Raw genomic sequence first — 25,429 nt, forward strand, 5'->3', positions numbered from 1 at the left:
TTAAAAAAGCATCAAGATAAAAATGACAATACATATCATTAACGGACCCAACTTAAACCTACTGGGAAAAAGAGAACCACATATCTACGGAAGCCAAACTTTTGAAGATTACTTTAAACTTATGGTGCAAAAGTTCAGTGATGTGGATTTGCAATATTTCCAGTCCAACTCTGAGGGTGGATTGTTAGATTACATCCATCAGATAGGTTTTTCGAGTACGGGTATTGTCTTGAATGCGGGAGCTTATACACATACTTCCGTTGCTTTGGCAGATGCCATTGCCGGTATTACTTCTCCAGTAATTGAGGTACATATTTCTAATGTGCATAAAAGAGAGGCTTTTCGTCACCACAGCTACATAAGCCCACAAGCTGCCGGAATTATTATCGGAATGGGTCTAAATGGCTACGACCTCGCCGTTCAGCATATTATTGATCAAAACAAACGACCAGAGAAAATGGTTTGATTAAGGTTAGATTTTAAAAATGAAGATTATCACATATAAAATCTCATTATTATCATTAATTTTCTTTCTATTTTTTAGATGTCAAAGCAGAGAAAATTTTAATGAAATTAATCTGATTGATCAAACTTTACCTATCGTACTTGATTCAATTTTTATTTCTAAACCAGAAGGGAAGTTAATAATAGCAGATTCAACCTATAGCTCATTTTTAGATAAAAATCATTCAGAATTATATATAGATTTTAAGCAACTTAATAAGCTGCATAATAGCTATGATTTAGAAAATTGGGATAGTTGGGACAAACAAAACAGACCAACTGATAACTATATAGGAATATTAGTTTTCTCAAGAATCACTTTTTCTGATTCTTCTGGTACATATTCATTTCTTTTGAATAAAGCGGGTGATTCAGGAGTTGAAGGAACGGTTTGGCTCAAAAAAACTAGTGGTAACTATTATCTTCTTGTACTCAATTAAAAAATGAACCAAATCGATTTTCCAAATAAAATTGTAGAATTACTTGAGAAGTTAAACTCGCCTGAACGACTCAGCAGACATCTACAAATTGTCTATTCAACAGCTTATGAATTGCTCTCTCAAATAAAGAAAGAGTGGTCAGTTATCGAATTGGATGAAGAGTTAATTCTGTTCGGAGCAGGAACTCATGATATTGGCAAGACAAAAATTAAAAGCGAAATATTTAATAGCGGAAAAGAGCATGAAACTGTTGGTAAACGAATTCTAGAGGAACTTGGACTTGCTGAAACAGAATCAAGATTTGCCCTAACACATGGAAATTGGAAAGAAAGTGACTTACTACTTGAAGACTTACTAGTAAGTTTAGCTGATAAAATATGGAAAGGGAAAAGAGTTGAAGAGTTAGAAGAGAGAGTTGGACATGCAATTGCGAACAAATTAAAAGTTGACTATTGGGATGTTTATGTAAAGCTAGATAAGATTTTAGAGGAAATTTCTATTGGGGCAGACGAACGACTAATATGGCAAAATCAGTAAAGAAATCAAAAAAGGAAAGCCAACAAAAGTCAACTTTCCTTCTCAATATGAATTTATTTTTGAAATTAATTCTCTAATTCTGCGGCTTTGTCTAACAATTCCACCGCATTTTGGAATATATCATCTTCTGAATTGTAAATAGGATAAAATCCTTCTTCGCGCCACATTCTACGGGCAATCCAAGATTTAATACCTCTCTCTATTTGTGTTTTAGATTTTAAAAACTGCTCTTCATTGTATTTAACACCTCCGGCTGTTGCAAATCTTTTAAAATCATTCAAGATCGGTTGGTTAATGTACATCTCCTTTTTAAAATTTTCTAGTCCCATTTTTTCTAACTCAGCTTTGTGATCACTCACATAATCGTAAGCATATTCCACAATTAAATTGTTCGCGAAAATTTCAGAAAGATATTTGGTGTAATAGGTAGTATCTAACGGCACAAAATAATCTGGCATAATTCCACCACCACCATACACTGCTCTACCAGAAGCAGTTTCGTATTTCATACTCTTATCGAAATGGATGCTATCTGCCGAAAAGAATTCGCCTTTCTCGTATCTATGTGTAATGTCTACATCATAATCTACACCATCGTCATAAGGTTTTTGTATCGATCTGCCACTTGGTGTATAATATCTAGAGATGGTTAACCGCAACTCTGACTTATCTTCTAGCTCAATCGGTCTTTGTACCAAACCTTTACCAAAAGACCTTCTACCCACAATTAATCCGCGATCATTGTCTTGTATCGCACCAGATAGAATCTCCGAAGCAGAAGCACTGTTCTCATCGATTAAAACGATAAGTGGGCCATTTTCAAACTGTCCTTTCGAGGTTGCATATAATTTCTCATCGTACTGGTCTACCTTACCATCTGTATAAACTACCAATTTGCCATCTTTAAGAAACTCATCGGCAATTTTAGTAGCAATGTGCATATAACCACCACCATTACCTCTTAGGTCTACAATAAGCCTTTTCATGCCTTTGTTCAACAACTTAGAAAGACTCGACTCAAACTCATCATAAGTTTTAGCACCAAAGGTATTTATTTTTATGTAGCCTGTTTTATCGTCTATCATGTAGCTCACCTCGATAGAGTATTCTGGTATTTCATCTCTTTTTACAGTGAAATACTTAAGCTCATCTTCATTCCTTCTTTTTACACCAATATTTACCTTAGTACCTTTTTTACCTCTTAAAAGATCGATCACTCTTCTCCTACTAATATTAATTCCAGCGATCATATTGGTATCTACTTTTACAATCTTATCACCTGCACGAATACCCACTTGCTCAGATGGTCCACCAGCTACTGTAGATACTACATAAACAGTATCTTTAAAGACATTAAACTCTATGCCTACACCTTCGAAGTTTCCTTGCAAATGAGAATTTGAATACTCGAAGTCTTCTGCTGGAATATATGTAGTGTGTGGGTCTAATTTTTCGAGCATTTGCTGAATAGCAAATTCAGTGAGTTCATCAGTATTTACGGTATCAACATAATACCTTTCTATATAACTAATGATGTCTCTGAATTTCTTGGCATTTTTAGAAATACCTCTGGTATTGTTTATCCCAGGTCCTCCATTTTGAAATACATTCGCTCCAATAAATATTCCAGCAACTATAGCGAGCGACAACAATAATGGAAGCTTTATTTGAAAATTAGAATTCTTAATATTGTTTTCTGACATATACTACGTTTTTGCAAGGTTTTTACTCCCTGTTAACAGATTGTTAAACCCTAAATGGGTGGTAAAGTTTAAAAACAGGCTTTATTCTTTAACAACTTTATCGTTTTTCAAAAATACGAAGCCTTGTTCGTCTTTTCTTTCTTCGAAGTCTACATGCATATCTAATAAATACATGATATGCCTTTTGTCTATAAGAACTTCAACTTCTTCAAATATAAATTTTTTATCGTGTTCTGTAGGTGTATCAAAACCAAGAAAAAATCCGGCTGCACCACAACCGCCACCTTTCATGCCGATTCTGAGGAAATATCCCTCAGGAATCTTTTTTTGAGAAATAATTCCTTCTATTTCTGCCAGTGCCCTTTCTGTAATTTTTATAGGATTTATTTCCATTTTTATTTGATTTTCTTTGCAAAAAAATTTATTAAAACCTTATTGCGAATTAGTTTGCAAACCGAGGCATTGCTAATGCAATTTTAAATAAATAAAACCTCTGTTAAAAATTCCTATTTACTACGATTTATTTATTCTAATAATTCATATTTGCAGCCTAAAAAAATTTTTCATCAAAGATCATTTTATGAGATTTCGTTTCACGGATTATTTTAAATAGCGTAACAAAGATTAAATGAAAAAGTATCAGTCACTAATTGAACAAACATTCGAATTCCCAACCAATGAATTCAATGTGAACCATAACAATTTGTTTTTTCACGACATTGACCTCGTGAAAATTATTGAGGAGTACGGAACACCACTTAAAATTACCTATCTCCCAAAAATTACCCAAAACATTCAGTTTGCTCGGGAAATTTTTAAAAAAGCTTTTCAAAAATATAATTACAACGCCAAGTATACTTATTGTTACTGTACAAAGTCTTCTCATTTCAAGTTTGTAGTGGAAGAAGCATTAAAAAATAATGCGCAATTAGAAACTTCTTCTACCTATGATATTGAGATAATTAAAAAACTTTATAGTGCAGGTAAAATTGATAAGAACATACTGATAATTTGTAATGGATTTAAGCTAGAAAGGTATGTTTACCAGATTGCTAACCTTATTAATTCTGGTTTCGAAAACTGTATTCCAATTCTCGATAACAGAAATGAGATAGAATACTATACAAAGAACATAGATAAACCTTTTAAAGTAGGTATAAGAGTAGCTGCTGATGAAGAGCCAAACTTTGATTTCTATACTTCTAGGTTAGGTATTAGATACAAAGATGTTGTTCCGCTTTGTGAGGAAAAAATTGCTAACAACCCAAAATTATCACTAAAAACTATTCACTTTTTTATAAACTCTGGAATTAGAGACTCTGCTTATTACTGGTCTGAGCTGAGTAAATTCGTTTATAAATACTGTGAATTAAAAAAGATTTGCCCTGAGCTTGATTCGATTGATATCGGTGGAGGTTTCCCTATTAAAACTTCGCTAGATTTCGAGTACGATTACGAATACATGGCAGAGCAAATTATTGAGAACATTCAGGTAATGTGCGAACAGAATGACGTGCCTGTGCCTAATATTATTACTGAGTTTGGAAACTATACTGTTGGAGAAAGTGGTGCAACTATTTATAAAGTTGCTGGCACAAAACTCCAAAACGATGTAGAGCTTTGGTATATGCTTAATGGATCTTTTATTACACATATACCAGATACATGGGCAAAAAACCAGAAATTTATCGCTTTGGCTATAAACAACTGGCAAAACGATTTCCAACAAGTACATTTGGGCGGCATTACCTGCGATAGCGATGATTACTACAACTCAGAAGCTAACAACCTAAATATTTTTATGCCTGTAAGCAATGGAGGCCCTCAGTATGTAGGTTTTTTCCATACAGGTGCTTACCAAGAATCTATTGGTGGATATGGAGGTTTGCAACACTGTCTTATTCCGGGAACCAAACATCTAGTAATTGACAAAGATGAAAATGGAGAACTGAAGACTACAGTTTTTAGAGAAGAGCAAAAAGCAGAAGACATGCTCAAAATCTTAGGTTACTAAGACTTGAATATTTTTTTCTGTATTTCATAAAAAAAGCCTTTCACTGAAAAAGTGAAAGGCTTTTATTTTTAGTTGAAAACTAATTAGTTCTTGATATAAATTTTTACAAGGTTTTTAAATTCTTTTTCACTTTTGATGTTTCTTAAGTAACTCTTTTGGTCGTCTTTAATCTGATCTCCTGTGATTTTACGAGACTCAAAAGCTTTTTTGAACCAAACTAATGCCTCAGAGATATTCATATTTTGAGAATACACACAAGCTTTTCCGTAAAATGCATCTGGGTTATCATTATCTAATTGCAAAGCCTGAGAGAAGTATCCATCAGCATCTTGATTAAGCCCTAAATCTAAATGAAGCATTCCCATTGTTACATAATACTCAGCATCTGTAACTGTTGGTTCTATTCTAGCAGCATCAAGTAAATCTCTAATAGCATCGTTAAAATCTTCATTTGCTCTGTTACTTTCTGCTCTTTCTACATAAGCCTCTGCAAAATTCGGATCTAAAGAAATCGCATCAGTATAGTAATTTACAGCTTTCTTATGATCTCCTTGTAACTGATAAGCATTGCCAATCTCAAAGTTTGCCATTTTTGCCTCGTAACCTAGAGAAACAGCTTCATCAAAATCTTTTATAGCACTTTTAAAGTCTTGAGTAGCCGCATATGCCATTCCTCTTTTAAAATATGCCTCAGCAAATATTTTGTTTTCTTTAATGGCTTCATCAAATAATTTGATTGCTTCTTTATAGCTATCGTTCTTATAAAGCGCATAGCCCAATCGATTCATTATTTCTGGGTCAGAAGAGTTTTGCTTATAAGCTCTGTTGTAAGCCAACACCGCATTTGAATATTCACCTAAGCCCATGTAAGCATCACCCATACCAAGAAGAGCTTCAACTTTGCCGGGTAAAATTTCGTTAGTTTTCTCAAAATCAAATACAGCTCCTTTAAAGTCTTCAATGAGCAATTTCATTGTACCTCTTTCAAAATATGCTTCACCGTACTTTATATCATTTTGAATGGCATTGCTATACATTTTAATAGCTTCTTCTCTATTATATTCTAATGCATAAAGTTGCCCCATCTCGTACCAACCTTCTGAGAAATATGGATCTATTACCAGCGCTTTGTCAAAGTAAAGTTTAGCTTGCTCATAGTTTTGACTTGTAAAAGCATTTTTACCAAGATTGTAAAAATCAAGAGTAATTTCTTTGATTGAGTTTAAGTACTGATCTTCTAGTCCAGCTCTTCTAGCTTTAGAAAAATCTTCACTAGCTTTCTCAATTCTGTCCATCTTCACATTAAGAACTCCTCTTTGGTAATAAGCCACCGAATATTCTGGGTCAAGCTCAATTGCTTTGTTAAAATCTTTCATGGCATTTGTGTAATCATTTTTGCTCATGTATACACTACCTCTACTTGCTAGCAACTCTGCTCCTTCTTTATTTTTCACTAATGCTTCAGTTAAATCTGAAATAGCACCATCTGGGTTTTTCAGTTTCAACTTCACCATAGCTCTTTCGTTATTATATTTCGGATCGGCACCTTCAATACCAAGAATTACAGTATAATCTTCAATTGCTTTATAGTAATAAGAGTCGTCGTTTTCTCTTTGCGCTTCAGAAACATAATACTCAGCTCTTGTTGCCAATGCATCAATATAGTTGATGTCTAATGCAATGGCTTCATCAAAATCTTTAAGTGCTTTTTTTCTATCATCTATTGCCAAATAGCATTTACCTCTACCCAAATAGTATTCTGGATTTTCTTTTTCTTTTCTAATTACTTTAGAATAATCTTTTATTGCTTCTTTGTAATCTCCAGCGAAGTATTTTGAATCTAGGTTGGCTTTAGATCTAATGGTATTATCTAACGATCTAATTTTTTCGTTTAGCCAAGTTTCATTTGGCTTTTGCTTTAACGCTAATAAGTAAAAGTTTTTTGCTCTTTCGTAAGCTCTGGCCTTTAAAGAATTATCACCATTAAAAATCGCTTCTTGATAAAGTTCTTCTCTGTTGAACTTTCCAGAAGTTATAATTCTATTTATTTCATTTACTCTCTTAGAGGCGTATATTTTAAAAGGGTCGATATCTCTTGCTTCGTTGTAAGCGTCTATCGCTGCTTGGTAGTCTTCTTTTTCGAAAGCGATATCACCTCTTTTAATCGCATCATTATAAGTAGCTTCTTTCTCTTTTAAGTATTCTTCTTGTAACCTTTTAGCTTCTTTCTGTACCTCTGTATTGTCGTAAGCTAAACTACTAATGTTGGTTGTAGTAGTAGACACGCCAGTATCTTCTGGTATCTCTTCAAACTCAAGCGGGTTATCTGGATTGTAGAAAGTAACACTGATTATATAAGTCTCCCATTGGCTACCATTTTTAATAGCTTTTATGTCGGCAACTCTTTCTACTTTGTTGTAGGGAATTTCTACTGTGTTATGTTTACTTGTAAACTCTCTTTCAAAATAAACTCTGGCGAGAAAGAAATCTTTGTTGTAGATTTTTGAGACTTTTACATTTGAAAATGTTACAGTAAAATCGGGACTTTTTGTATAAAACAAATCGAAGTCTTTCAAGTACTTTTCTACTGAGGCGTCAACCACGTTTTCTGGGCCAACATTATTAGGGTTAATATCATCTTCTACAGTTATTTCAGCATCTAAGAATATTCTATTGCCGTTTACATCATAACTGTTTTTAATAATTTCTTCTGTTTCAGTCAATGTCATGTCTTCATTGGAAATCACATTGAGTAGGTTCTGAAACTCATTAACCAGCAGTTCAGCTTTATAAGAAATTTCAGCCTTATCTCTTATTTCCAGATCTTGGGCATTAACAAAACCAGAAAATGAAATAAAAGAAATAAAGGTAAATAGTGTTGCAGATCTTAACATAGTAAATTTATCTTTTGTGTTCAGCTAGGACTTAATAAAATACTGTGTGAAAAGTAATTACAAAATGCTGGTTGTAGGATTAGTTTTGGATTTATAAAGATAGTTTTTTTACTAAGCAAATAGAAAAAGAGTTCTTTTCTTTAACAAGTATTATGCTTTTTTTGAAATAAAACTTACATGTAATTTTCGTGCCAATTAGTAGTAATTTATCAGTCTAAAGTAATCAAACATAGTCACTCTAAAAACATCTCTTTCAACATCGCTATCTAAGACAGGAAAAAGTACATCATTTTTCTCATAAAATAATTGGTATTCTTGCAATATGCTATTGTAAACTCTGGCAGCAAATTCAAAATGGCTATCTCTGTTACCTTGAATAAATTGAAAAGACCCCTGCTTATTTTGTTCATTCTTCCAGATAATAGTAAATGAAGTTGTGTCTTTAAAGAAATTGTTAGGTTCTAAATAGATAAATGCATCATCATTCCTCCAGTTAAAAATAATACAAAGATTTAATAATGCATGAGAATCGTCTTCAATTCTATCTTGCAACCTAAATAATTCTAAGCCCGCTTCTTTTTTTTCTTCTAGATCGTAATAAGGCTGTCGCATGTTTTTAAAAAAAAGCTCGGTACTCTCTAGCGTATTGTAATCATGCTTTTCTGGGTCGACAAGTTTTTTGCGGTCTGGATCGCAACTCGCTAATAGTATTAAAAATATGAAAAGAGCAAAATGTAATCGCTTCATATGGTTTCTTCTGTTTACAAATCAATCTCAATTCATCAGCAAATTTATAAAAACAAAAAAATCGCTGATTCTTAAAATGACTCAGCGATTTGTTTAATATCTATGTTTTGTAATGCTATACCTGCTTCTCCCCTACATAATTCCCTAAAGCACCTAACCTTTTTAATAAAGGTGGATGCGAATAGTAAAAGAATACATAAGCATTATGCGGAGTAAGATTACTCAAAGTATCTACAGACAGATTTTTTAACGCATCCATTAAAGCTTTACCAGACGATGTAGTGGCAGCATAAGCATCCGCTTCAAACTCATTTTTTCTAGAGAAAATGTTCATTAACAAACCAGTAATGGTAGATAATGGGCTATAAAGAATTGTGAAAGCGATTAAACCTAAATGTAAACTTGGTTGGCTAGCTCCTAAAGCAGCAGAAAGAGCTGGGTTACTAATTACTAAACTCAAAACATATAAAGTAAGCAACATGGTAAATGCCGAAATAAACAAACCTTGTAAAGTGTGTTTCTTTTTATAGTGGCCAACTTCGTGTGCTAAAACTGCTACTAACTCTTCATTTGTGTGTTTTTCTATCAAAGTATCGTACAAGACTATATTCTTAGAGCCACCCAAACCACTAAAATAAGCATTTGCTTTGGTACTTCTTTTAGAACCATCAATCACCATAATGTTTTTTAGCGGAAAGTTTACAGATGCTGCATAAGATTCGATTGCCGATCTTAACTCTCCATCTTCTAGTGGAGTTAGCTTATTGAAAAGCGGAACAATTGTATTGGTGTAGAACATGGTAATTAGCAGAGTAAATGCCATAAAAATACCCCACGCATATAGCCAGAAATACTCTGGGAATGTCTCGTAGAACAATACAAAAAGATATAGTAAACCTCCACCGATTATCGCACCTAAAACCCAACCTTTTATTTTATCTCCGATAAAAGTGCCGATTTTCATTTTGTTGAAACCAAACTTTTCTTCAATCACAAATGTGTTGTATAAACTAAAAGGTGTGCTAATCAGGTCTGAACCGATTCCGATAATGCCAAAAAATAAAAGAGACTGGTAAATAGAATTATCTGTTACACCTCTCACAAAGTTATCTATATAAGCAAAGCCACCGAGAATCATCGCAATAGTAACTATAAAACTAAAAACAGAAGATATGAAACCTATTTTATCCTTAGCAGCAGCATAGTCTTGAGATTTTTTGTATTTTTCTTCATCGTAAATGCCTTTCAGGTTTTCAGGCAATGCATTCGACCTGTTTTTTTGATTAAGGTAATCTAGCACTCGCTCCAGCACAAATTCGGCTGTAACTATAGCCAGAATGATATATAAAAGAATATCCATAAAAATTTATTAGCTTGAATAATTCACAAAATTAAAAAATAGATCATTATTTAGAAGGAATTGAAACAGATAACTGTTCCCTTACTGCTGCTATTTCTGTAGCAAGCTCAGTATTATTCTCGAAAATGGTTCCCAAAACAATCATATCAGCTCCAGCTTCATAAGCATTTTTAGCAGCTTCTACACTTCTAATACCTCCTCCAACAACAATTGGTACCAAAACAGTTTGTTTAACCAGTTTTATCATTTCTGGTGAAATTGGTTTTGCAGCACCACTACCTCCATCCAAATACATACATTTTAAACCAAGCATCTCTCCTGCTAATGCTGTGCAAGCCGCTATTTCTGGTTTATTATATGGCACCGGAGTAGTATTACTCATGTAATTAGCAGTAGTTACACTGCCACAATCGATTAATAAATAGCCGGTAGGAATTACTTCAATGCCCGCCCGCTTAATTACAGGAGCAGCATGTACATGTTGACCAATTAAAAAATCGGGGTTTCTACCCGATATTAAAGAAAGAAATAAAATAGCATCTGCCTTATCAGAAATATGAAGACTATTTCCCGGAAAAAGCGTTACAGCAAATTCTGTTTGTGCTTTTATTGCTTCAACTACTTTGTTCAGTTTATCGCTGAGCATTAAACTGCCCCCTATTAATAAAACATCAGGAGAAATTTTGTTAAGTAACTGAATGGTTTGATGTATTTGCTGTAGATCAATTTTATCGGGATCAAGTAAAAGCGCCAGCGATTTTTTTCCTTTCTCCTGGTTAGCTTTTATGATTGAGTATACACTTAAATTCATGTCAAAGTATGGCAGAAATAAGAATTTGAAATTTAAGTTAAGCTGATAATAAGGAATTTACTCATTTTTTAGCTTCTTAAATAACTCTTACAAAAATCCGTAAGAGTATTATAAAATTCTTATACCTAGTTTCACAAAGTTTTATTTACTTTACGCATCAAAAATTTATTCGCCCAAAATACTGGATTCAAAAATTAAAAATCAATTTTTTAGAATTCCATTTTCGTTAATTCAAAATTAAAATTAAAATCTTGCCTTAATTCATACATTTTTACATTTTATTTTAAAATTTGCATCATAAATATAAAAAGCTAATTCGCTTTACTCTTTTACAATACACTCAATTATGAACAAAGTATTTAACAAGACAAAAATCGTAGCAACAGTTGGTCCAGCCTCAAACACAAAAGAAAAACTACACGAGCTGATTGTTTCTGGCGTAAACGTGTTCAGGCTGAACTTTTCACACGGAACACATGAGCAACATCAAGAAGTAATAAACCACATCAGAGAGCTCAACAACACATTTAATTACAATGTAAGTATTCTACAAGACTTACAAGGGCCTAAGATCAGAATTGGCTCAGTTGAGAATAACGCGGCAGAGATTAAAGAAGGTGACGATTTTGTTATCACAGTAGAACAAGAAATTGTAGGTAACAGTCAAAGAGTAAGCACAACTTATACCTCATTACCAAGAGACGTTAAAGCGGGTGATACCATTTTAATTGATGATGGTAACCTTGAGCTTAGAGTATTTAAAGTAGAAGGTTTAGAAGTTCACACTAAAGTTGTTTTTGGTGGGATCATCAAATCAAGAAAAGGGATGAACCTTCCTGATACTGATATCTCTGAACCGTCATTAACAAAAAAAGACCGCAAAGACCTTGTATTTGGTTTACAAAACGATGTAGATTGGGTTGCAATTTCTTTTGTTAGAAAACCAGGTGATGTTCAAGAATTAAAATCAATCATCAAAGACGCTGGAAAAACTTCTAAAGTTGTAGCTAAGATTGAAAGACCTGAAGCTATCAGCAATATTGATGATATCATCGATCAATCTGATGCTATTATGGTTGCTCGTGGTGACCTTGGTGTTGAAATCCAGATGGAAGATGTACCTATGCATCAGAAAAGTATTGTAAAAAAATGTAATGCAAAAGGAAGACCGGTTATCATCGCTACTCAAATGATGGAGAGTATGATTGAAAACCCTAGACCTACACGTGCAGAAGCAAACGACGTTGCAAATGCAGTACTTGATGGCGCAGATGCTGTAATGCTTAGTGCAGAAACTGCTTCAGGTAAATATCCTGTGCAAGCTATCCAAAGCATGACAAAAATTATTAGAGCAGTAGAATCTTCTGCTGATATCTATAACAAATATTACCAGCCAGATTTAAACGATCCTAATTACCCAAGTGTAATCTTGATCGAGTCTGCTTGTAAAATGGCGAGCGATACTAGAGCAAAAGCGATTGTAGCTATGACAAACTCTGGTTTTACTGCTTTTAAACTTTCTAGACACAGACCAGAAGCAGATATCTTTGCTTTTACTGATAATAAATCTCTTTTAACTACTTTAAACCTTGTTTGGGGTGTTAGAGCATATTTCTACAACAAGAGACATTCTACTAATGCTACCTTTAAGGATATGCAAGAGAAGTTAATGAAAGAAGGTCACTTACGTAAAGGAAATGTTTTTATAAACACTGCAAGTATGCCTTTTGAAGCCCACAAGAAAACAAATGTGGTTAAGATTGGCATAGTAGAGTAAAAAGAATATCTACTGATAAAAATTGTTAAAATAAGGCAGATGTGATCATATCTGCCTTATTTTGTATAAAATTTTTTAAAGGGACAGATGAAAATATTAGACAGGTATATACTGAAAAAATTCTTTGTTACTTATTTTTTCGTTGTAGCAATCTTGATTTCAGTAATTGTGGTAATTGATTATACAGAGAAATCAGATGATTTTATTAAACACGACCTTTCTATCTTTTTCATATTTAAAGAATACTATCTAAACTACATACCCAATATGGCTAATACGCTGAGTCCGATAGCCATATTTATCTCAGTAGTTTTTATGACGGCTAAAATGGCTTCGCATACAGAAATTATTGCGGTACTCAGTGCAGGCGTAAGCTTTAGAAGATTTCTACTCCCTTATTTCGTAGGTTCAACCATTCTGGGCATTTTTACTTTCTTTATGGTTGGTTGGATTATACCAAACGCTGCTAAAACACAAGTAGCCTTTCAGGTTACCTACCTCAAAAACCCTTTCTATTTCGACGATCGAGATGTCCACTTCAAGATCGACGATTCTACCTACATTTACATGGAATACTATAATAACCGAAATCAGTCTGGTTATAAGTTTACCATGGAGAAAATTGCAGATCATAAACTCTTTTCTAAGCTGAGTAGTGAGAAAATAACGTGGGATACTACCGCACTCAAATGGCATATAGATAAGTACACTGTACACGAGTTTAATGGAGAGAAAAATGAAAAGATGTGGGAAGGCACCAATATGGATACGGTCTTAAACATCACTCCAAAATATTTTGAGAATAGTTACAAGCTAGAAGAAACGATGACATTCGACGAGCTTGAGCATTTTATTCAAGAACAAAAAGCTCGGGGTATCGGAAACGTTGAGCGATTCCTAAATACAAAATACGAGCGGTACGCCTACCCTTTTGCCATTATTATTCTTACAGTAATGGGAGTAATTATATCTGCTAAAAAGTCGCGGCGTGGAACAGGTGTGCAAATTGCCTTTGGTTTTACAATGGCTTTTATATATTTACTATTCGTAATTATGAGTCGGAGTATTGCAGCCGGAGGAACAGTTTCTCCATTGATTGCAGCTTGGCTCCCTAACTTAACCTTTTGCGGCATAACTATCTTTATGTATTTTACCGTTCCTCGATAATTGGCAATACATGATTAAAGATCAGTTAAAGTTACACCTGATAGTTTTTATCTGGGGCTTTACATCTATTTTAGGAAAAGAAATAAGTCTTCCTGCAGTAGAAGTTGTTTTTTACAGAACATTAATTGCCGCACTTGCTTTGCTAGTGTTATTAGTAGTATTAGGCAGAAAAATTATCTTAAAACCAAGAGCTATTTTCTATTTTATTGCCGTGGGCATGCTTGTAGGTGCTCATTGGATTACTTTTTTTGCCTCAGCCAGAATTTCAAAAATAAGCATTTGCTTGGCAGGTATGGCAACTACTTCCCTATTTACTGCTTTGTTGGAGCCCATCATTAACAGAACCAAGCTGAAGTGGTACGAACTCGTTTTGGGTTTTGTAGTAATACTAGGCTTATACACTATTTTTCAATTTGAACTAGAGCATATAAATGGTTTATTATTGGCTCTATTATCAGCATGTTTAGGTGCAATTTTCACCATAATAAATGCCCGTTTTACTAAAGTTTATCCTCCTATTACCATTACATTTTATGAGATGATAGGCGCCTGTTTGTTTACAGTCATATTCTTCCCGGTTTATACAAAATACTTTACAAACACAGGTGCTCTAGACTTAAGCATGGAAGGGCTAGATTTCTTCTATATGCTCTTACTAGCTATTATTTGTACTGTATATGCATTTTATGCCAGCATAGAAATTATGAAGCGCATTTCTGCCTATAATGTAAATCTTACCACCAACCTCGAACCGGTGTATGGAATTATATTGGCATTTTTTATTTATGGTGAAGCAGAAAAAATGAGTGATGGATTTTATGCGGGTACTTTAATTATCTTATCTTCTGTAATGATTTACCCCTATCTGGACAAGAAAATCAGTAAATGGGAAAGAGCAAAGGCCGCCCGTAAAGATGCAAATAAAAAGGCAGCCTAAGTTTTTTATAATCTTGGATCAACTACTTCACTTTCGAGTGCAAGTACACCAAATACACTTTCGTGAATTCTTCTAAGAGGTTCTTTTTTCACAAACCTTTCTAAGGATTCTACACCCAAAGCAAATTCGCGGATTGCCATAGAACGCTTTCTAGATAAGCCTCTGTTTTTCAATCTTTCTATGTTTTCTGGCGAATCATAATCTGGACCATAAATAATTCTGAGGTATTCTTTGCCTCTACATTTTACAGCAGGTTGCAATAAACCTTCTTTACCATAAGTAATAAAATCTAGAGGTTTTACCACCATTCCTTCTCCACCTTTAGCAGTAAGTTCTTCCCACCAGTTAATAGCTTCTTTCACTGTATCTTCTGCATCAAAATCGACTAACTTATAAGGAGTTGCAGTAAACAAATCAGGATCGCCTTGGCAGATTTTAGCAATAGTTTCCATATGCCATAAGTGATTTTTATCTGTATGCACTGCTCCTTCTGTGGCGAGTATGTGGAAAGGTGCCAATTTAAAGTCGAGCAAAGTTTTTACTGGCCAACAGTATTGTCTGTAAGCTTTTACATATTTCGACATCATACCTTCCTTCTCAGTAAACTTTTGCAAAACAGCATCAATATCTTTTATTCCTCTATTTTTGGCTGCTTCTAATGCCTTGTTTACTGCTGGTAATGCCATAGTTGCAGCAGCTCCCACAGAAGCATACTGATCTTTAATTAATGCCTGTGCTTTTGCAGACCAAGGCATTAACTCCGTATCTAAACAAACCCAATCAGTATTATGCTCCTTCCAAAAACCTGTTTCGGTTAGGCAATAACTCACTCTTTCAAGAAAGGCTTTTTCTAGCTCAGTATCATTAAAAAAGTTTCTACCTGTTCGCGTATAACAAATGCCTATTCCTTCATCTTCAACACCGAAGCGTTTAAGTGCTGTTTCTTCATCTTTACAAACCACTAATACAGCTCTTGAGCCCATGTGCTTTTCTTCGCAAATCACATTTTTCACTCCACGCTTTCTATAATAGTTCAATGCTTGTTCTGGATATTCCAGATAATCAGGTAATGTACTCGTACCACAAGGCGACATAGTTGGTGGCAAGTACATCAGCCATTTCGGATTGATGGCAAAACGACTCATTACTTCCAATGCAGCAATCGAGTTTTCTTCCCTAATCGTAATATTGTTTCTTAGCCTTGTTTGTACAATTCTTTTACCTGTTACATCTTCAATGTTCAATAAGTCATCATACAATTGTTGAGAAGATAGTTCTGAATTATCTTTTAAAGGATTGACATGCAAAGGTCTCACAGGTTCACAATACACTTCTTTGGCATCAACAGCGACCAACTCTTCTTCTGGATAGCGTAATGCGGTAAGCTTACCACCAAAAACACATCCAGTATCAATATCTATTGTCTTATTAAACCACTCCGCTTCTGGCACTGGCGTATGTCCATAAATTACTTTTGCTGCACCTCTGTATTCTTTCGCCCAATTGTACCTCACTGGTAAACCAAATTCGTCTATTTCGCCTGTCGTTTCTCCATACAAACAGAAAGAGCGAACTGCTCCAGAACCTCTGCCCTGCATTTCTTCAATTAAGCCAGCATGAGCGACTACCAATTTACCGCCATCTAATACATAATGGCTTCTGAGATTGTAGATAAACTCTTTTACTTCTCTTTTAAATTCATCGGTTTCAGATGCCAGTTGTTCAATGGTTTCTTGCAAACCGTGCTTGATCTGCACTTTTTTGCCATTGAGGTATTTATTGAGTTTTACATCGTGATTGCCCGGAACACAAAGTGCTGAACCAGTATTCACCATACTCATTGCCAGTTTTAATACTTGTGGCGAAGCTGGACCACGATCGACCAAATCGCCCAAGAAAACGGCTTTTCTACCTGCTGGCGGAGTTACCTTTATGCCAAACTGTTTGTTATCATATTCAACTTGTTCAAGTTGGTAATTTAACTTTTGAAGTAACAAGACCAACTCATCGTAGCAACCATGAACGTCTCCTATTATATCAAATGGACCTGTTTCTTCTTTTTTGTTTGTATAAAGTTTATCTCTATTGATGTTGCTTAAAGCATTAATTTCTTCCTCTGATTTAAAATGGAAGATATGCCTAAAGCCTTCTAACTTCAACTTCTTCACCGAACGCTTTAAATCCAGTCGCTGATTTCTAATTACATGGTTACCCAAATTTCTGTCTGTTCTGTTTTTGTTTCTTTCAGCACAAACACTTTCTGGTAAATCCAAGACGATTGCTACAGGCAAGCAATGGAATTTTCTCGCTAGTGCAACCAGACTGTTTCTTGAAGCTTTCTGCACATTGGTCGCATCAATTACAGTTAGCAAACCATTTTTTAATCTTTTGGCAGCAATGTAATTCAATACATCAAAAGCATCGTCTGTAGCTTTCTGGTTATTTTCATCATCAGAAACCAAGGCTCTGCAATAATCTGATGAGAGCACTTCTGTTTCTTTGAAATGTTTTTTAGCAAAACTACTTTTACCGGAGCCAGAAGCTCCTATTAAAACAACAAGTGATAATTCGGGTATCTTAATTTCCATTTTTAAAAACAACCATTTGTGAAGGTGCACCAACATTAACTTCTTCGTCTCCTATCGGAAAAATCTCAAAACTGTAAGCGTAATTTTCAGCAATCTTTTCCACCCAATTTTTAAATTCTTCTCTTGTCCATTCGAAACGGTGGTCGTCATGACGCATCGCATCATCAGACATACCTTCAAACATTGTATTATATTCTTTATTCGGTGTAGTTAGCACCACTACATTGGGTTTGGCAAACTCAAAAAGCACTCTTTCAAAAGCTTTCAACCTGTTTAAATCCATATGCTCAATTACCTCTACCACTGCCGCAGCATCAAAACCGGCTAATCGCTGATCTCTGTAAGTAAGCGAACCTTGAAATAGATTTAACTTTTCTTGCATTCTCGGAGCCAACTCATCGAAATGCAAATTTTGCTTTGCCTTTATCAATTCTCTGTAACTCACATCCATTCCATGAATCTCCGAAAACTGCTTATGCTTCATAAGTAACTTAATCAACTTGCCCTCGCCACAACCAAGATCGAGTATGCGAGCCGCAGAAGTTTCAAGCAATTTTTCTACTACCAGATTTAATCGTTTCTGATGTAAAGTTTCTTTTTTCTTCTTTAATTCTGTATTTACTGCTTGATCCTCATTTTCCAAAATACCTTCTTCTTCATTAATTCTAGAGAAAGCTTCGCGAGTTAGTGATTTCAAATTGAGCAAATACCTGCGAGTTATATTATCTTTTTTAGGATGAGCATGCAACCAACCTTCACCTCTTTTTAAAAGCTTTTCAACTTCATCTTCACTTACAAAATAATGTTTATCATTATCTAATGCAGGAATGAGCACATACAAGTGAGAAAGCAAATCTTTTACTGTCACCATGTTTTTAAGCACTACAGAATAATACTTGCTATCGCCCCATTCTTTAAATTTTTCATCTAATCGATGGCGCTTAACCTCCACATCGTAACCTAAAGGCTCAAACAAATTTCTGATAAGTGTTTCTCCACCGGCAGGGGCTGGCAAAGTGGGTATTTCTACTTCAATAGGCAGCTTTTGATCGATAAGCTCTGGTTTATCTTTACATTTGCCATTCATTGCTGAAGAAAAAGCTTTAGACAAAGCCACACTCATTAAAGACGAAACCACATAAGGTCTATCATTTACATAATGCCCCAAAGCAAAACCTTCATTACCTTTCACTTTTGCCTTCTTCACCATATCCACAGAATCTATATCCAAGAGGATACTAACAGTGGCTTTTTCTTCGGTACATTCGGGATAAAAAATATGCACTTTACCAACAGATAAATCTACACTTTGAAATCGATCTGGATGTTTGTGAAGCAAATAACCTAGATCAGTTGCAGGATAATGTGTGGTAGTAATATTTAACAACATAGAACTATTTTTAATAATATTCTGATCGCATAATTAAACAGAATATCAATAGATCACCAATCTTATTGATAAAATTTGGGTAGGCAGTTTGTTTACAAAACTTAATTTGTTTGAAATTGATGGAATGAGTGAGGGTTGTTTGTAATGTAAAAATTATAATACCTTCAACTTGATTAAGTAAGTGTATAACCTTCTACTTGCTCCTGCAATAAGCCCGTAACTTTTTGATAAACTCAGGTTGGTGTGGCTGATAAAAAGCCTCATCAATTAGGTTCATATCTTTATATATTAAGATATACCGAGGTACAGACTTTAATTCTAATAGCTGAAAAAATTCTTGAGAGCCAAAGTAATCTTTAGGAAGGTGGTAGCTATTTTTCAAATTTAAGCTTTGACTCATTTCTTGCCATTTCTGCTCGTATTCATTTTGGTCAAGACTAATATTAATTACTTGCAAATTTTCAGGCAGGTCGAGGTCCTCTATTATTTTAAAACCTTCTATACATGGCTTGCACCAAGTAGCCCAAAAATCCAGCAAGTAAAAATCGGCTGGAATTTTTTTAGTAATTTGTTCAATGCTGAAGTCATCCTGGAAAACATCTTGTAGCGTCAATTTTTGAAGTTGCTTTTTGAAGGCCACTTTATCTACTGGTAAAATATTTTTTCTTATACGGTCGGGATTACTCTTGTAAAACTCTGATGTTATAAACCAGTCAATTAAGGGTTGATATTTTGGGTTATCTTTAAATGCTTTATTACTTAAAAAACTATAAGTACCAATAGAGAAATATTTGATAAATGCATCACTATAATTCTCTGTATTTAAATGCTCAAAATTTAGGCTATCAAAATTATTTTTGATGTATACAAAAAATAACCCCCTCATGTTTTGGACAAATAAAGTTGAATCACTGACATTATGTAAAAACTCATGTAGGTTTGAATCATCAGGGGCTAAAAGTTGTAGAGTATTGTAATATTTTATAGTGTTCAACTTTGTTAAAAAAGGATCGCTTTTATAAGTCTTGTTGTAGGATAGATACAGTTTTTTAAGCTCCTCTTTTTCCTTTTCTATATTATAATTGCGATTCTTAACTCTATCTTTTCTAACAAACCTCGACATAAATTCATCATAATTTCTGTCAAAAGCTGAATGGTCAGCTATGGATTGACTTGCTGGAATTAGAGTTTTGTTCTGCGGTTCATATTCAAAGTTTACCTCACTATATTGTTCATCAACTATGAAATATTGGTGAACTTTTGCTAGCGTACTAAAATATAGTATTTCTTGATGCACTTGCGTTCGAGGAATATATTGTTTGATAGTTTTTGTATCTGCTGTAGTGTTTTGGAAATCTACAGGATATGCAACTAAATTGTCATTATATAGATTTAATAAAAACCCTGTTTTTGCGGGTAATTCTATTGATATTAAGATGTGATTTGTATCATCTTGACAATGGCCTTTTAGCTTTATACTTAGCAATAGTATAATTACAAAAATGTATTTGTTTAAGTTTAGCATAAATAAACCTAGTGATAAAATCACTTTTTTTTGGTATAAAACCCAAAAATGTTGGCATTTTAGAGTAAAAAAAGTCAAATATTTAGTAGGAATATACATTAACATCATATTTCAATCAGCTCACATTCAAACTCGATTATGAAAGTAATTTCATTTTTTATATTCTTTATTTCTTTCAACTATTGTATTGCCCAGTCGATAAAAGAATATGCCGAATCATTTAAAAGTAAAGGTTCTGTAAATGACTATGCTGACCTATTAAATACAGAAGAAGAAAATGATTTAACCAAACAAATTGATTCACTTAAAAACCTTTCAAAAGTTGAATATGCTGTTTGCATTTTGGAAGAATTAAAAGGCTATGACAAAAGGGAACTCGCAACTGCTATCGGTAATAGCTGGGGAGTTGGTCAAAGCGATAAAAACAATGGTGTACTTATATTAATTTCGAAATTAGATAAAGAAGTCTTTGTTGCAACTGGTACTGGTACAGAAAAACACTTAGCTAATGAGGAAGTCCAAAGTATCATTGACATTTACATTTTACCTGAATTAAAAAATGGGCATTTCTATAATGGAATATCAAATGGTATTTCTCACATTGAATTAAAACTGAATGAAACTAACATAGCTAGTTCTAATAAAGCTAATTACTGGAAATATTCACTACTAATTATTTTAATTGTTGGGCTCCTTGCTTATATAATTTACGATTACAAAAAAATAGGTGGGTTTGATCCAGAAACCAAGAAGTATTCAAAAAAACGATTTGGAAATTTTGGTGGATTTAATGGAGGTGACACTGGAGGAGGAAGTTTCGGTGGCGGAGGTGCAGGTGGTAGCTATGGAGGAGATGGTGGCGATTAAATAAACCTAGTGATATTTATGAGTGAAAATCAAGATGATCGGAAACCCAATAAAACCACCTAAAGAAAGCTTTCTAAAAATTAGTAGTATCAATCGATCATATACATTGTTTCCAAAAACAAAGCCTTAATTCCATGTTTTAAAGAATAGCTTTTTTTTTGATGCCTTTCATTCTTATTTTAAATGAGAATAAATTAAATAATACCGCTATTTATGGTATTAGCTAGTCTCTTTAATAGTATAAAGACATTAAATTATGAGTTAATGAAAATGCTTATATTAGTTGCATTGCAATTATCTGTGAGTGTAGCTCTGTTTGCTCAAGATGATGATGAACTCATTGATGAAAGACCATTAAATAGCATCAGTCTAAATTTACTTGGAGATGCCTCATTAATTTCAATAAATTATAAAAGGCAATTTATAATCAATCCGTCTTTCATTTTAACCAGTAAATTAGGTGCTGGATTTAATAAAGAATTTCAACTGAATCTTTGTTTTTCAGGTTCATGTACCAATTCACCATCACCTGAAATTTTTTTTACTATACCACATCACATTACTGGAAATATAGGAAAAGAGCGACACTTCTTTGAGTTTGGATTAGGCGGCACGAATATAGTGGGAAATACCAGCCAACCATATCTATTTTATCCAATAATTGGATATAGACTCTCACCAGAAGAAGCCGACAATATTAATTTCAGAATATTTTTACAAGTTCCATTTTCAGGACTAGATACAGATAAGATCCTCTTTAGTCCTCTAGGGTTAAATTTTGGAATCAGTTTTTAAAAACCCTCATCACTTATATCTTGTTATTATTGTAAAAACAGGATATAAAAATGAATAACATATTAGTTTCCATCGACTTTGATGATTGCGATCAACTTATAATTGATAAAGCAATTGAACTAGGTAAAGCTTTTAATGCTAAGTTATGGGTGATTCATATCGCTGCACCAGACCCCGATTTTGTTGGTTATGATGCAGGCCCACAAAACGAAAGGGATTTTAGAGCCAATACCCTCAAGAAAGAACATAAGCAATTAAATGATTATGCGCTCCAAATAAATGCGCAAGGTATAAAAACTGAAAGTCTGCTCATCCAAGGCTCTACTATTGAAATGGTAATTGAAGAGGCCAAGAAATTAAATGCAGACTTAATTATTATTGGTCACCAAGAACACAGTTTCTTTTACAAAGCATTCTTTGGTAGTGTGTCTGAGCAAATTATTAACAAGTCTAAGATTCCCGTTCTGGTTGTTCCTATGTAAATCACCAACTATTTTGCTTAAACCATTCCTGAGAATCCCATAAATGCCATAGAAAGTATACCTGCTACTAATAATGCAGCGGGTACGCCCTTCATGCCTTCTGGTAACTCTGAGAATTCGAGTCTTTCTCTTATTCCGGCAAAAAGTACGATGGCTAAACCAAACCCAGCAGCACTAGACACCGCAAAAATGACACTTTGTAACAAGTTAAAATCTTTTTGCACAACCAAAAGAGCCACACCTAAAATCGCACAGTTGGTAGTGATTAATGGAAGAAATACACCCAAAGCCTGATACATGGCAGGGCTCACTTTTTTAAGTATAATTTCTACCATTTGCACCAGCGAAGCGATAATGAGAATGTAAGCCACTGTTTGCAAAAATGTGATACCGAAAGGTTCGAGCACATAGTGTTGCAACAAGTAAGTTACGATGGTGGCGATAGTCATTACAAACATAACAGCTCCACTCATCCCAATTGCGGTTGAACTCTTACCAGAAACACCAAGGAAAGGACAAATTCCCAAAAATTGTGAGAAGATGATGTTATTAATAAATATCGCGGATATGATGATGATAAAATATTCCATGACGATGTTATTTTAAAATTTTTATAGTTAGCACAATTCGTTTTGACCAACTATGCGGCTACTTCTTTTTTATTTTCTACTGCGGCTTTATCCTGCATTCTTTTATACCAGTTCACAATGGCAATTAAGAATCCCAAAGCGATAAAAGCTCCCGGTGCCAACACAAATACCAATAAGCCATCACCTTCCATAAATTTCCAACCGAAGATGGAAAGACTACCGATTACCTCTCTTACAGTTCCTAAAATGGTGAGGGCAAAAGCAAAACCTAACCCCATACCCAAACCATCTACCGCAGATGAAGCCACTGTATTTCTTGAAGCAAAAGCTTCCGCTCTACCCAACACGATACAGTTCACCACGATTAATGGAATAAATAAACCCAATTGTGCATGTAATGCTGGTAAGAAACCTGCCATTACCAAATCGACAATGGTTACGAATGAGGCGATAATTACGATAAATGATGGGATTCTTACTTTATCTGGAATCAGGTTTTTAACTAGGGCAATTACCGTGTTAGACATCAGCAATACAAAGGTCGTTGCCAAGCCCATACCCAATCCGTTTATGGCGGTGGAAGTAACTCCTAATGTTGGGCACAATCCGAGTAATAAACTGAAAACCGGATTTTCACGAATAAAGCCTTTTAAAAAATTTTCTCTGGATGAAATTGTCTTTTCCATCATTCTAAAATTTTAGTTTGCATTTTCTTTCCAGGTGACTAATGCTTTTTCTACAGCCTCGCAAACTGCTCTAGAAGAAATGGTTGCTCCTGAGATTGCATCAATTTCACCTCCGTCTTTTTTCACTTTTATATCTGAAGAACTTGAAGTAATTCCTTCAAATTGATTTTTAAAATTTTCAGTACTGATTTTTGAACCGAGACCCGGTGTTTCTTTATGGTCGAGTACGGCAATGTTTTTAACCTCGCCTTGTTGATTGATGCCTACCATTAACCAAATTTCGCCACTATAACCTTTGGCAGAAACTGTTTTTACTGCATAACCCAATAATTCATTTTCTTTCTTTACCGGATAAAACAACAAGCTATCTGCCTGACTACTATTGGCTACGGCAAAACTCACAGCTTCATCAATCGGATTGTTATCAAAACCCGGTAACACATCTGAAATAGCAGCTTTTTGCTTTTCGAGTTGTGCTTTGGCAATGGGACCTTTTGTTAAATCATACACAAACCCAAGTGATGCTGAAGCCACCAGTGTTACCACTGCCAGTGTTAAAAACATATTGATAAATGAAGATTCTTTCTTTTTCATTTTCTTGAAGATTTTAATGATGTGGCACCAAAGCGATGTGGTTTAACATATTTGTCGATCATAGGCACAAAGGCATTCATAATGAGAATGGCGAATGAAACACCTTCTGGGTAACTACCAAAACATCTGATCAACACAGTGATTAAGCCGATACCTACACCAAAAAGTATTTGACCTTTATGCGTAACTGGCGAGGTTACATAATCGGTTGCCATAAAAACAGCACCTAACATCACACCACCAGTTAATAAATGTACCATTGGGTTTAGATACATACCTGGATTAACCAACCAGAAAATACCGCTAAACAAGGCAATCGAAACTAGCATACTCACTGTGGTATGCCATGTAATTATTTTCTTATAGAGCATCCAACCGAAGCCTAGTAAAATGGCTATGGCAGATATTTCTCCCAAAGAACCTCCTTGATAACCCAAAAGCATTTGTGTGTAACTCGGTGCATTTTCCATCAGGGTTTGTACACTCTCTCCGTTTTTTAAACCTTCTTTTACCGCTCCTAAAAGTGTGGCTCCGGTTACTCCATCAATCTCAAAAAAAGCATTGGCAGCTAAAGGCCAGCTAGTCATTTGAACTGGAAAAGAGATGAGAAGGAAAACCCTACCAACCAGTGCCGGATTAAATGGATTTCCACCTAAACCACCAAAAGACATTTTACCGATACCAATGGCGACTAAACTACCAATTACGATGATGTACCAAGGCAAGTTAGAAGGCACATTAAAAGCCAATAGTAAACCAGTAATAATCGCCGAACCATCAGACACATCTGGAGTTTCTTTTAATAGATATTTTTGGATGGCATATTCGAAAACAATACAGGATGCGACTGCAACTGCACTTACATACAAAGCAATGATACCGAAAACATACACTGAAACCAGCAAAGCAGGCAGCATGGCAATAATTACACCGTACATGATTTTTTTCACCGACTGTTCCTGATGAACATGGGGAGAAGGAGCTACTGTTAGTAATTTCGCATTCATGACTTTAATTTTTC

Annotated in this window: 23 protein-coding genes; 10 read left to right on the forward strand and 13 right to left on the reverse strand. The window is 34.5% G+C overall.

Annotated features, from left to right (window positions below; all coding sequences use genetic code 11):
* The first annotated feature begins 22 nt into the window (after positions 1-22).
* The 3 genes from aroQ to OQ292_RS19750 are packed head-to-tail and all read left to right on the forward strand — an operon-like array spanning position 23 to position 1,481.
* Complete coding sequence (gene aroQ / locus OQ292_RS19740) at positions 23-466, forward strand: type II 3-dehydroquinate dehydratase (RefSeq protein ID WP_284683866.1); 444 nt, start codon at positions 23-25, stop codon at positions 464-466.
* Positions 467-485: 19 nt separating this feature from the next.
* Positions 486-944, forward strand: a complete 459-nt coding sequence (locus OQ292_RS19745) for a hypothetical protein (RefSeq protein ID WP_284683867.1) — start codon at positions 486-488, stop codon at positions 942-944.
* Positions 945-947: 3 nt separating this feature from the next.
* Positions 948-1,481, forward strand: a complete 534-nt coding sequence (locus tag OQ292_RS19750; RefSeq protein WP_284683868.1) for an HD domain-containing protein — start codon at positions 948-950, stop codon at positions 1,479-1,481.
* Positions 1,482-1,546: 65 nt separating this feature from the next.
* On the opposite strand, the gene OQ292_RS19755 is transcribed toward OQ292_RS19750, so the two are convergent.
* Complete coding sequence (locus tag OQ292_RS19755; protein ID WP_284683869.1) at positions 1,547-3,184, reverse strand: S41 family peptidase; 1,638 nt, start codon at positions 3,182-3,184, stop codon at positions 1,547-1,549.
* Between the two features lie 81 nt (positions 3,185-3,265).
* Positions 3,266-3,577, reverse strand: coding sequence for an iron-sulfur cluster biosynthesis family protein (locus tag OQ292_RS19760; protein WP_284683870.1), 312 nt, complete (start codon positions 3,575-3,577; stop codon positions 3,266-3,268).
* A gap of 235 nt (positions 3,578-3,812) precedes the next feature.
* Between OQ292_RS19760 and OQ292_RS19765 the strand changes: the two genes are divergently transcribed.
* Positions 3,813-5,198 (forward strand): type III PLP-dependent enzyme domain-containing protein, encoded by a 1,386-nt coding sequence (locus tag OQ292_RS19765; protein WP_284683871.1) that lies wholly within the window; start codon positions 3,813-3,815, stop codon positions 5,196-5,198.
* Between the two features lie 83 nt (positions 5,199-5,281).
* On the opposite strand, the gene OQ292_RS19770 is transcribed toward OQ292_RS19765, so the two are convergent.
* The 4 genes from OQ292_RS19770 to OQ292_RS19785 all read right to left on the reverse strand — a co-directional run bounded on the left by OQ292_RS19770 (position 5,282) and on the right by OQ292_RS19785 (position 11,010).
* A complete protein-coding gene (locus OQ292_RS19770) occupies positions 5,282-8,092 on the reverse strand; it encodes a tetratricopeptide repeat protein (protein ID WP_284683872.1) in 2,811 nt (936 codons plus the stop codon).
* A 195-nt stretch (positions 8,093-8,287) separates the two neighbouring features.
* Positions 8,288-8,839 (reverse strand): hypothetical protein, encoded by a 552-nt coding sequence (locus tag OQ292_RS19775; protein WP_284683873.1) that lies wholly within the window; start codon positions 8,837-8,839, stop codon positions 8,288-8,290.
* 115 nt (positions 8,840-8,954) lie between these two features.
* Positions 8,955-10,199: a M48 family metallopeptidase gene (locus OQ292_RS19780; RefSeq protein ID WP_284683874.1), complete on the reverse strand. Its 1,245-nt coding sequence runs from the start codon at positions 10,197-10,199 to the stop codon at positions 8,955-8,957.
* Between the two features lie 46 nt (positions 10,200-10,245).
* Positions 10,246-11,010 carry a phosphoglycerol geranylgeranyltransferase gene (locus OQ292_RS19785; protein WP_284683875.1) on the reverse strand — a complete coding sequence of 255 codons (765 nt, stop codon included), beginning with the start codon at positions 11,008-11,010 and terminating at the stop codon, positions 10,246-10,248.
* A gap of 346 nt (positions 11,011-11,356) precedes the next feature.
* Between OQ292_RS19785 and pyk the strand changes: the two genes are divergently transcribed.
* The 3 genes from pyk to OQ292_RS19800 all read left to right on the forward strand — a co-directional run bounded on the left by pyk (position 11,357) and on the right by OQ292_RS19800 (position 14,891).
* Positions 11,357-12,787 (forward strand): pyruvate kinase, encoded by a 1,431-nt coding sequence (gene pyk, locus OQ292_RS19790; protein ID WP_284683876.1) that lies wholly within the window; start codon positions 11,357-11,359, stop codon positions 12,785-12,787.
* An 87-nt stretch (positions 12,788-12,874) separates the two neighbouring features.
* On the forward strand, positions 12,875-13,954 hold the full coding sequence (locus tag OQ292_RS19795; RefSeq protein WP_284683877.1) for an LptF/LptG family permease: 1,080 nt from the start codon (positions 12,875-12,877) through the stop codon (positions 13,952-13,954).
* Between the two features lie 10 nt (positions 13,955-13,964).
* Entirely contained in the window at positions 13,965-14,891 is a 927-nt protein-coding gene (locus OQ292_RS19800; RefSeq protein WP_284683878.1) for a DMT family transporter, read from the forward strand.
* A gap of 5 nt (positions 14,892-14,896) precedes the next feature.
* Here OQ292_RS19800 and OQ292_RS19805 read toward each other — a convergent pair whose 3' ends face one another.
* The 3 genes from OQ292_RS19805 to OQ292_RS19815 all read right to left on the reverse strand — a co-directional run bounded on the left by OQ292_RS19805 (position 14,897) and on the right by OQ292_RS19815 (position 20,493).
* Positions 14,897-17,479, reverse strand: coding sequence for a polynucleotide kinase-phosphatase (locus OQ292_RS19805; RefSeq protein ID WP_284683879.1), 2,583 nt, complete (start codon positions 17,477-17,479; stop codon positions 14,897-14,899).
* Positions 17,469-18,869 carry a 3' terminal RNA ribose 2'-O-methyltransferase Hen1 gene (locus tag OQ292_RS19810; protein WP_284683880.1) on the reverse strand — a complete coding sequence of 467 codons (1,401 nt, stop codon included), beginning with the start codon at positions 18,867-18,869 and terminating at the stop codon, positions 17,469-17,471. Before OQ292_RS19810 ends, OQ292_RS19805 begins: the two co-directional genes overlap by 11 nt.
* 193 nt (positions 18,870-19,062) lie before the next feature.
* On the reverse strand, positions 19,063-20,493 hold the full coding sequence (locus OQ292_RS19815; RefSeq protein WP_284683881.1) for a TlpA family protein disulfide reductase: 1,431 nt from the start codon (positions 20,491-20,493) through the stop codon (positions 19,063-19,065).
* Between the two features lie 39 nt (positions 20,494-20,532).
* Here OQ292_RS19815 and OQ292_RS19820 point away from each other — a divergent pair, with 39 nt between their 5' ends.
* The 3 genes from OQ292_RS19820 to OQ292_RS19830 all read left to right on the forward strand — a co-directional run bounded on the left by OQ292_RS19820 (position 20,533) and on the right by OQ292_RS19830 (position 22,538).
* A complete protein-coding gene (locus OQ292_RS19820; protein WP_284683882.1) occupies positions 20,533-21,261 on the forward strand; it encodes a TPM domain-containing protein in 729 nt (242 codons plus the stop codon).
* Between the two features lie 264 nt (positions 21,262-21,525).
* Complete coding sequence (locus OQ292_RS19825; protein WP_284683883.1) at positions 21,526-22,056, forward strand: hypothetical protein; 531 nt, start codon at positions 21,526-21,528, stop codon at positions 22,054-22,056.
* A gap of 50 nt (positions 22,057-22,106) precedes the next feature.
* Positions 22,107-22,538 (forward strand): universal stress protein, encoded by a 432-nt coding sequence (locus OQ292_RS19830; RefSeq protein WP_284683884.1) that lies wholly within the window; start codon positions 22,107-22,109, stop codon positions 22,536-22,538.
* A gap of 17 nt (positions 22,539-22,555) precedes the next feature.
* Here OQ292_RS19830 and rsxA read toward each other — a convergent pair whose 3' ends face one another.
* Genes rsxA through OQ292_RS19850 form a run of 4 tightly spaced genes read right to left on the reverse strand, consistent with a single transcriptional unit; the run spans position 22,556 to position 25,415 of the window.
* Positions 22,556-23,128, reverse strand: a complete 573-nt coding sequence (rsxA, locus tag OQ292_RS19835) for an electron transport complex subunit RsxA (protein WP_284683885.1) — start codon at positions 23,126-23,128, stop codon at positions 22,556-22,558.
* A gap of 50 nt (positions 23,129-23,178) precedes the next feature.
* Positions 23,179-23,814 (reverse strand): electron transport complex subunit RsxE, encoded by a 636-nt coding sequence (rsxE, locus tag OQ292_RS19840; RefSeq protein ID WP_284683886.1) that lies wholly within the window; start codon positions 23,812-23,814, stop codon positions 23,179-23,181.
* Between the two features lie 12 nt (positions 23,815-23,826).
* Complete coding sequence (locus OQ292_RS19845; protein WP_284683887.1) at positions 23,827-24,408, reverse strand: RnfABCDGE type electron transport complex subunit G; 582 nt, start codon at positions 24,406-24,408, stop codon at positions 23,827-23,829.
* Entirely contained in the window at positions 24,405-25,415 is a 1,011-nt protein-coding gene (locus OQ292_RS19850) for an RnfABCDGE type electron transport complex subunit D (RefSeq protein ID WP_284683888.1), read from the reverse strand. The genes OQ292_RS19845 and OQ292_RS19850 overlap by 4 nt, the downstream gene beginning before the upstream one ends.
* Positions 25,416-25,429 lie beyond the last annotated feature (14 nt).

Source organism: Chondrinema litorale, assembly GCF_026250525.1.
GTDB lineage: Bacteria > Bacteroidota > Bacteroidia > Cytophagales > Flammeovirgaceae > Chondrinema > Chondrinema litorale.

What these genes read in the sequence shown, in the direction of transcription:
- aroQ (WP_284683866.1), top strand. Translation starts at nt 23, where the DNA reads ATGACAATACATATCATTAACGGACCCAACTTAAACCTACTGGGAAAA.
- OQ292_RS19745 (WP_284683867.1), top strand. Translation starts at nt 486, where the DNA reads ATGAAGATTATCACATATAAAATCTCATTATTATCATTAATTTTCTTT.
- OQ292_RS19750 (WP_284683868.1), top strand. Translation starts at nt 948, where the DNA reads ATGAACCAAATCGATTTTCCAAATAAAATTGTAGAATTACTTGAGAAG.
- OQ292_RS19755 (WP_284683869.1), bottom strand. Translation starts at nt 3,184, where the DNA reads ATGTCAGAAAACAATATTAAGAATTCTAATTTTCAAATAAAGCTTCCA.
- OQ292_RS19760 (WP_284683870.1), bottom strand. Translation starts at nt 3,577, where the DNA reads ATGGAAATAAATCCTATAAAAATTACAGAAAGGGCACTGGCAGAAATA.
- OQ292_RS19765 (WP_284683871.1), top strand. Translation starts at nt 3,813, where the DNA reads ATGAAAAAGTATCAGTCACTAATTGAACAAACATTCGAATTCCCAACC.
- OQ292_RS19770 (WP_284683872.1), bottom strand. Translation starts at nt 8,092, where the DNA reads ATGTTAAGATCTGCAACACTATTTACCTTTATTTCTTTTATTTCATTT.
- OQ292_RS19775 (WP_284683873.1), bottom strand. Translation starts at nt 8,839, where the DNA reads ATGAAGCGATTACATTTTGCTCTTTTCATATTTTTAATACTATTAGCG.
- OQ292_RS19780 (WP_284683874.1), bottom strand. Translation starts at nt 10,199, where the DNA reads ATGGATATTCTTTTATATATCATTCTGGCTATAGTTACAGCCGAATTT.
- OQ292_RS19785 (WP_284683875.1), bottom strand. Translation starts at nt 11,010, where the DNA reads ATGAATTTAAGTGTATACTCAATCATAAAAGCTAACCAGGAGAAAGGA.
- pyk (WP_284683876.1), top strand. Translation starts at nt 11,357, where the DNA reads ATGAACAAAGTATTTAACAAGACAAAAATCGTAGCAACAGTTGGTCCA.
- OQ292_RS19795 (WP_284683877.1), top strand. Translation starts at nt 12,875, where the DNA reads ATGAAAATATTAGACAGGTATATACTGAAAAAATTCTTTGTTACTTAT.
- OQ292_RS19800 (WP_284683878.1), top strand. Translation starts at nt 13,965, where the DNA reads ATGATTAAAGATCAGTTAAAGTTACACCTGATAGTTTTTATCTGGGGC.
- OQ292_RS19805 (WP_284683879.1), bottom strand. Translation starts at nt 17,479, where the DNA reads ATGGAAATTAAGATACCCGAATTATCACTTGTTGTTTTAATAGGAGCT.
- OQ292_RS19810 (WP_284683880.1), bottom strand. Translation starts at nt 18,869, where the DNA reads ATGTTGTTAAATATTACTACCACACATTATCCTGCAACTGATCTAGGT.
- OQ292_RS19815 (WP_284683881.1), bottom strand. Translation starts at nt 20,493, where the DNA reads ATGTATATTCCTACTAAATATTTGACTTTTTTTACTCTAAAATGCCAA.
- OQ292_RS19820 (WP_284683882.1), top strand. Translation starts at nt 20,533, where the DNA reads ATGAAAGTAATTTCATTTTTTATATTCTTTATTTCTTTCAACTATTGT.
- OQ292_RS19825 (WP_284683883.1), top strand. Translation starts at nt 21,526, where the DNA reads ATGAAAATGCTTATATTAGTTGCATTGCAATTATCTGTGAGTGTAGCT.
- OQ292_RS19830 (WP_284683884.1), top strand. Translation starts at nt 22,107, where the DNA reads ATGAATAACATATTAGTTTCCATCGACTTTGATGATTGCGATCAACTT.
- rsxA (WP_284683885.1), bottom strand. Translation starts at nt 23,128, where the DNA reads ATGGAATATTTTATCATCATCATATCCGCGATATTTATTAATAACATC.
- rsxE (WP_284683886.1), bottom strand. Translation starts at nt 23,814, where the DNA reads ATGGAAAAGACAATTTCATCCAGAGAAAATTTTTTAAAAGGCTTTATT.
- OQ292_RS19845 (WP_284683887.1), bottom strand. Translation starts at nt 24,408, where the DNA reads ATGAAAAAGAAAGAATCTTCATTTATCAATATGTTTTTAACACTGGCA.
- OQ292_RS19850 (WP_284683888.1), bottom strand. Translation starts at nt 25,415, where the DNA reads ATGAATGCGAAATTACTAACAGTAGCTCCTTCTCCCCATGTTCATCAG.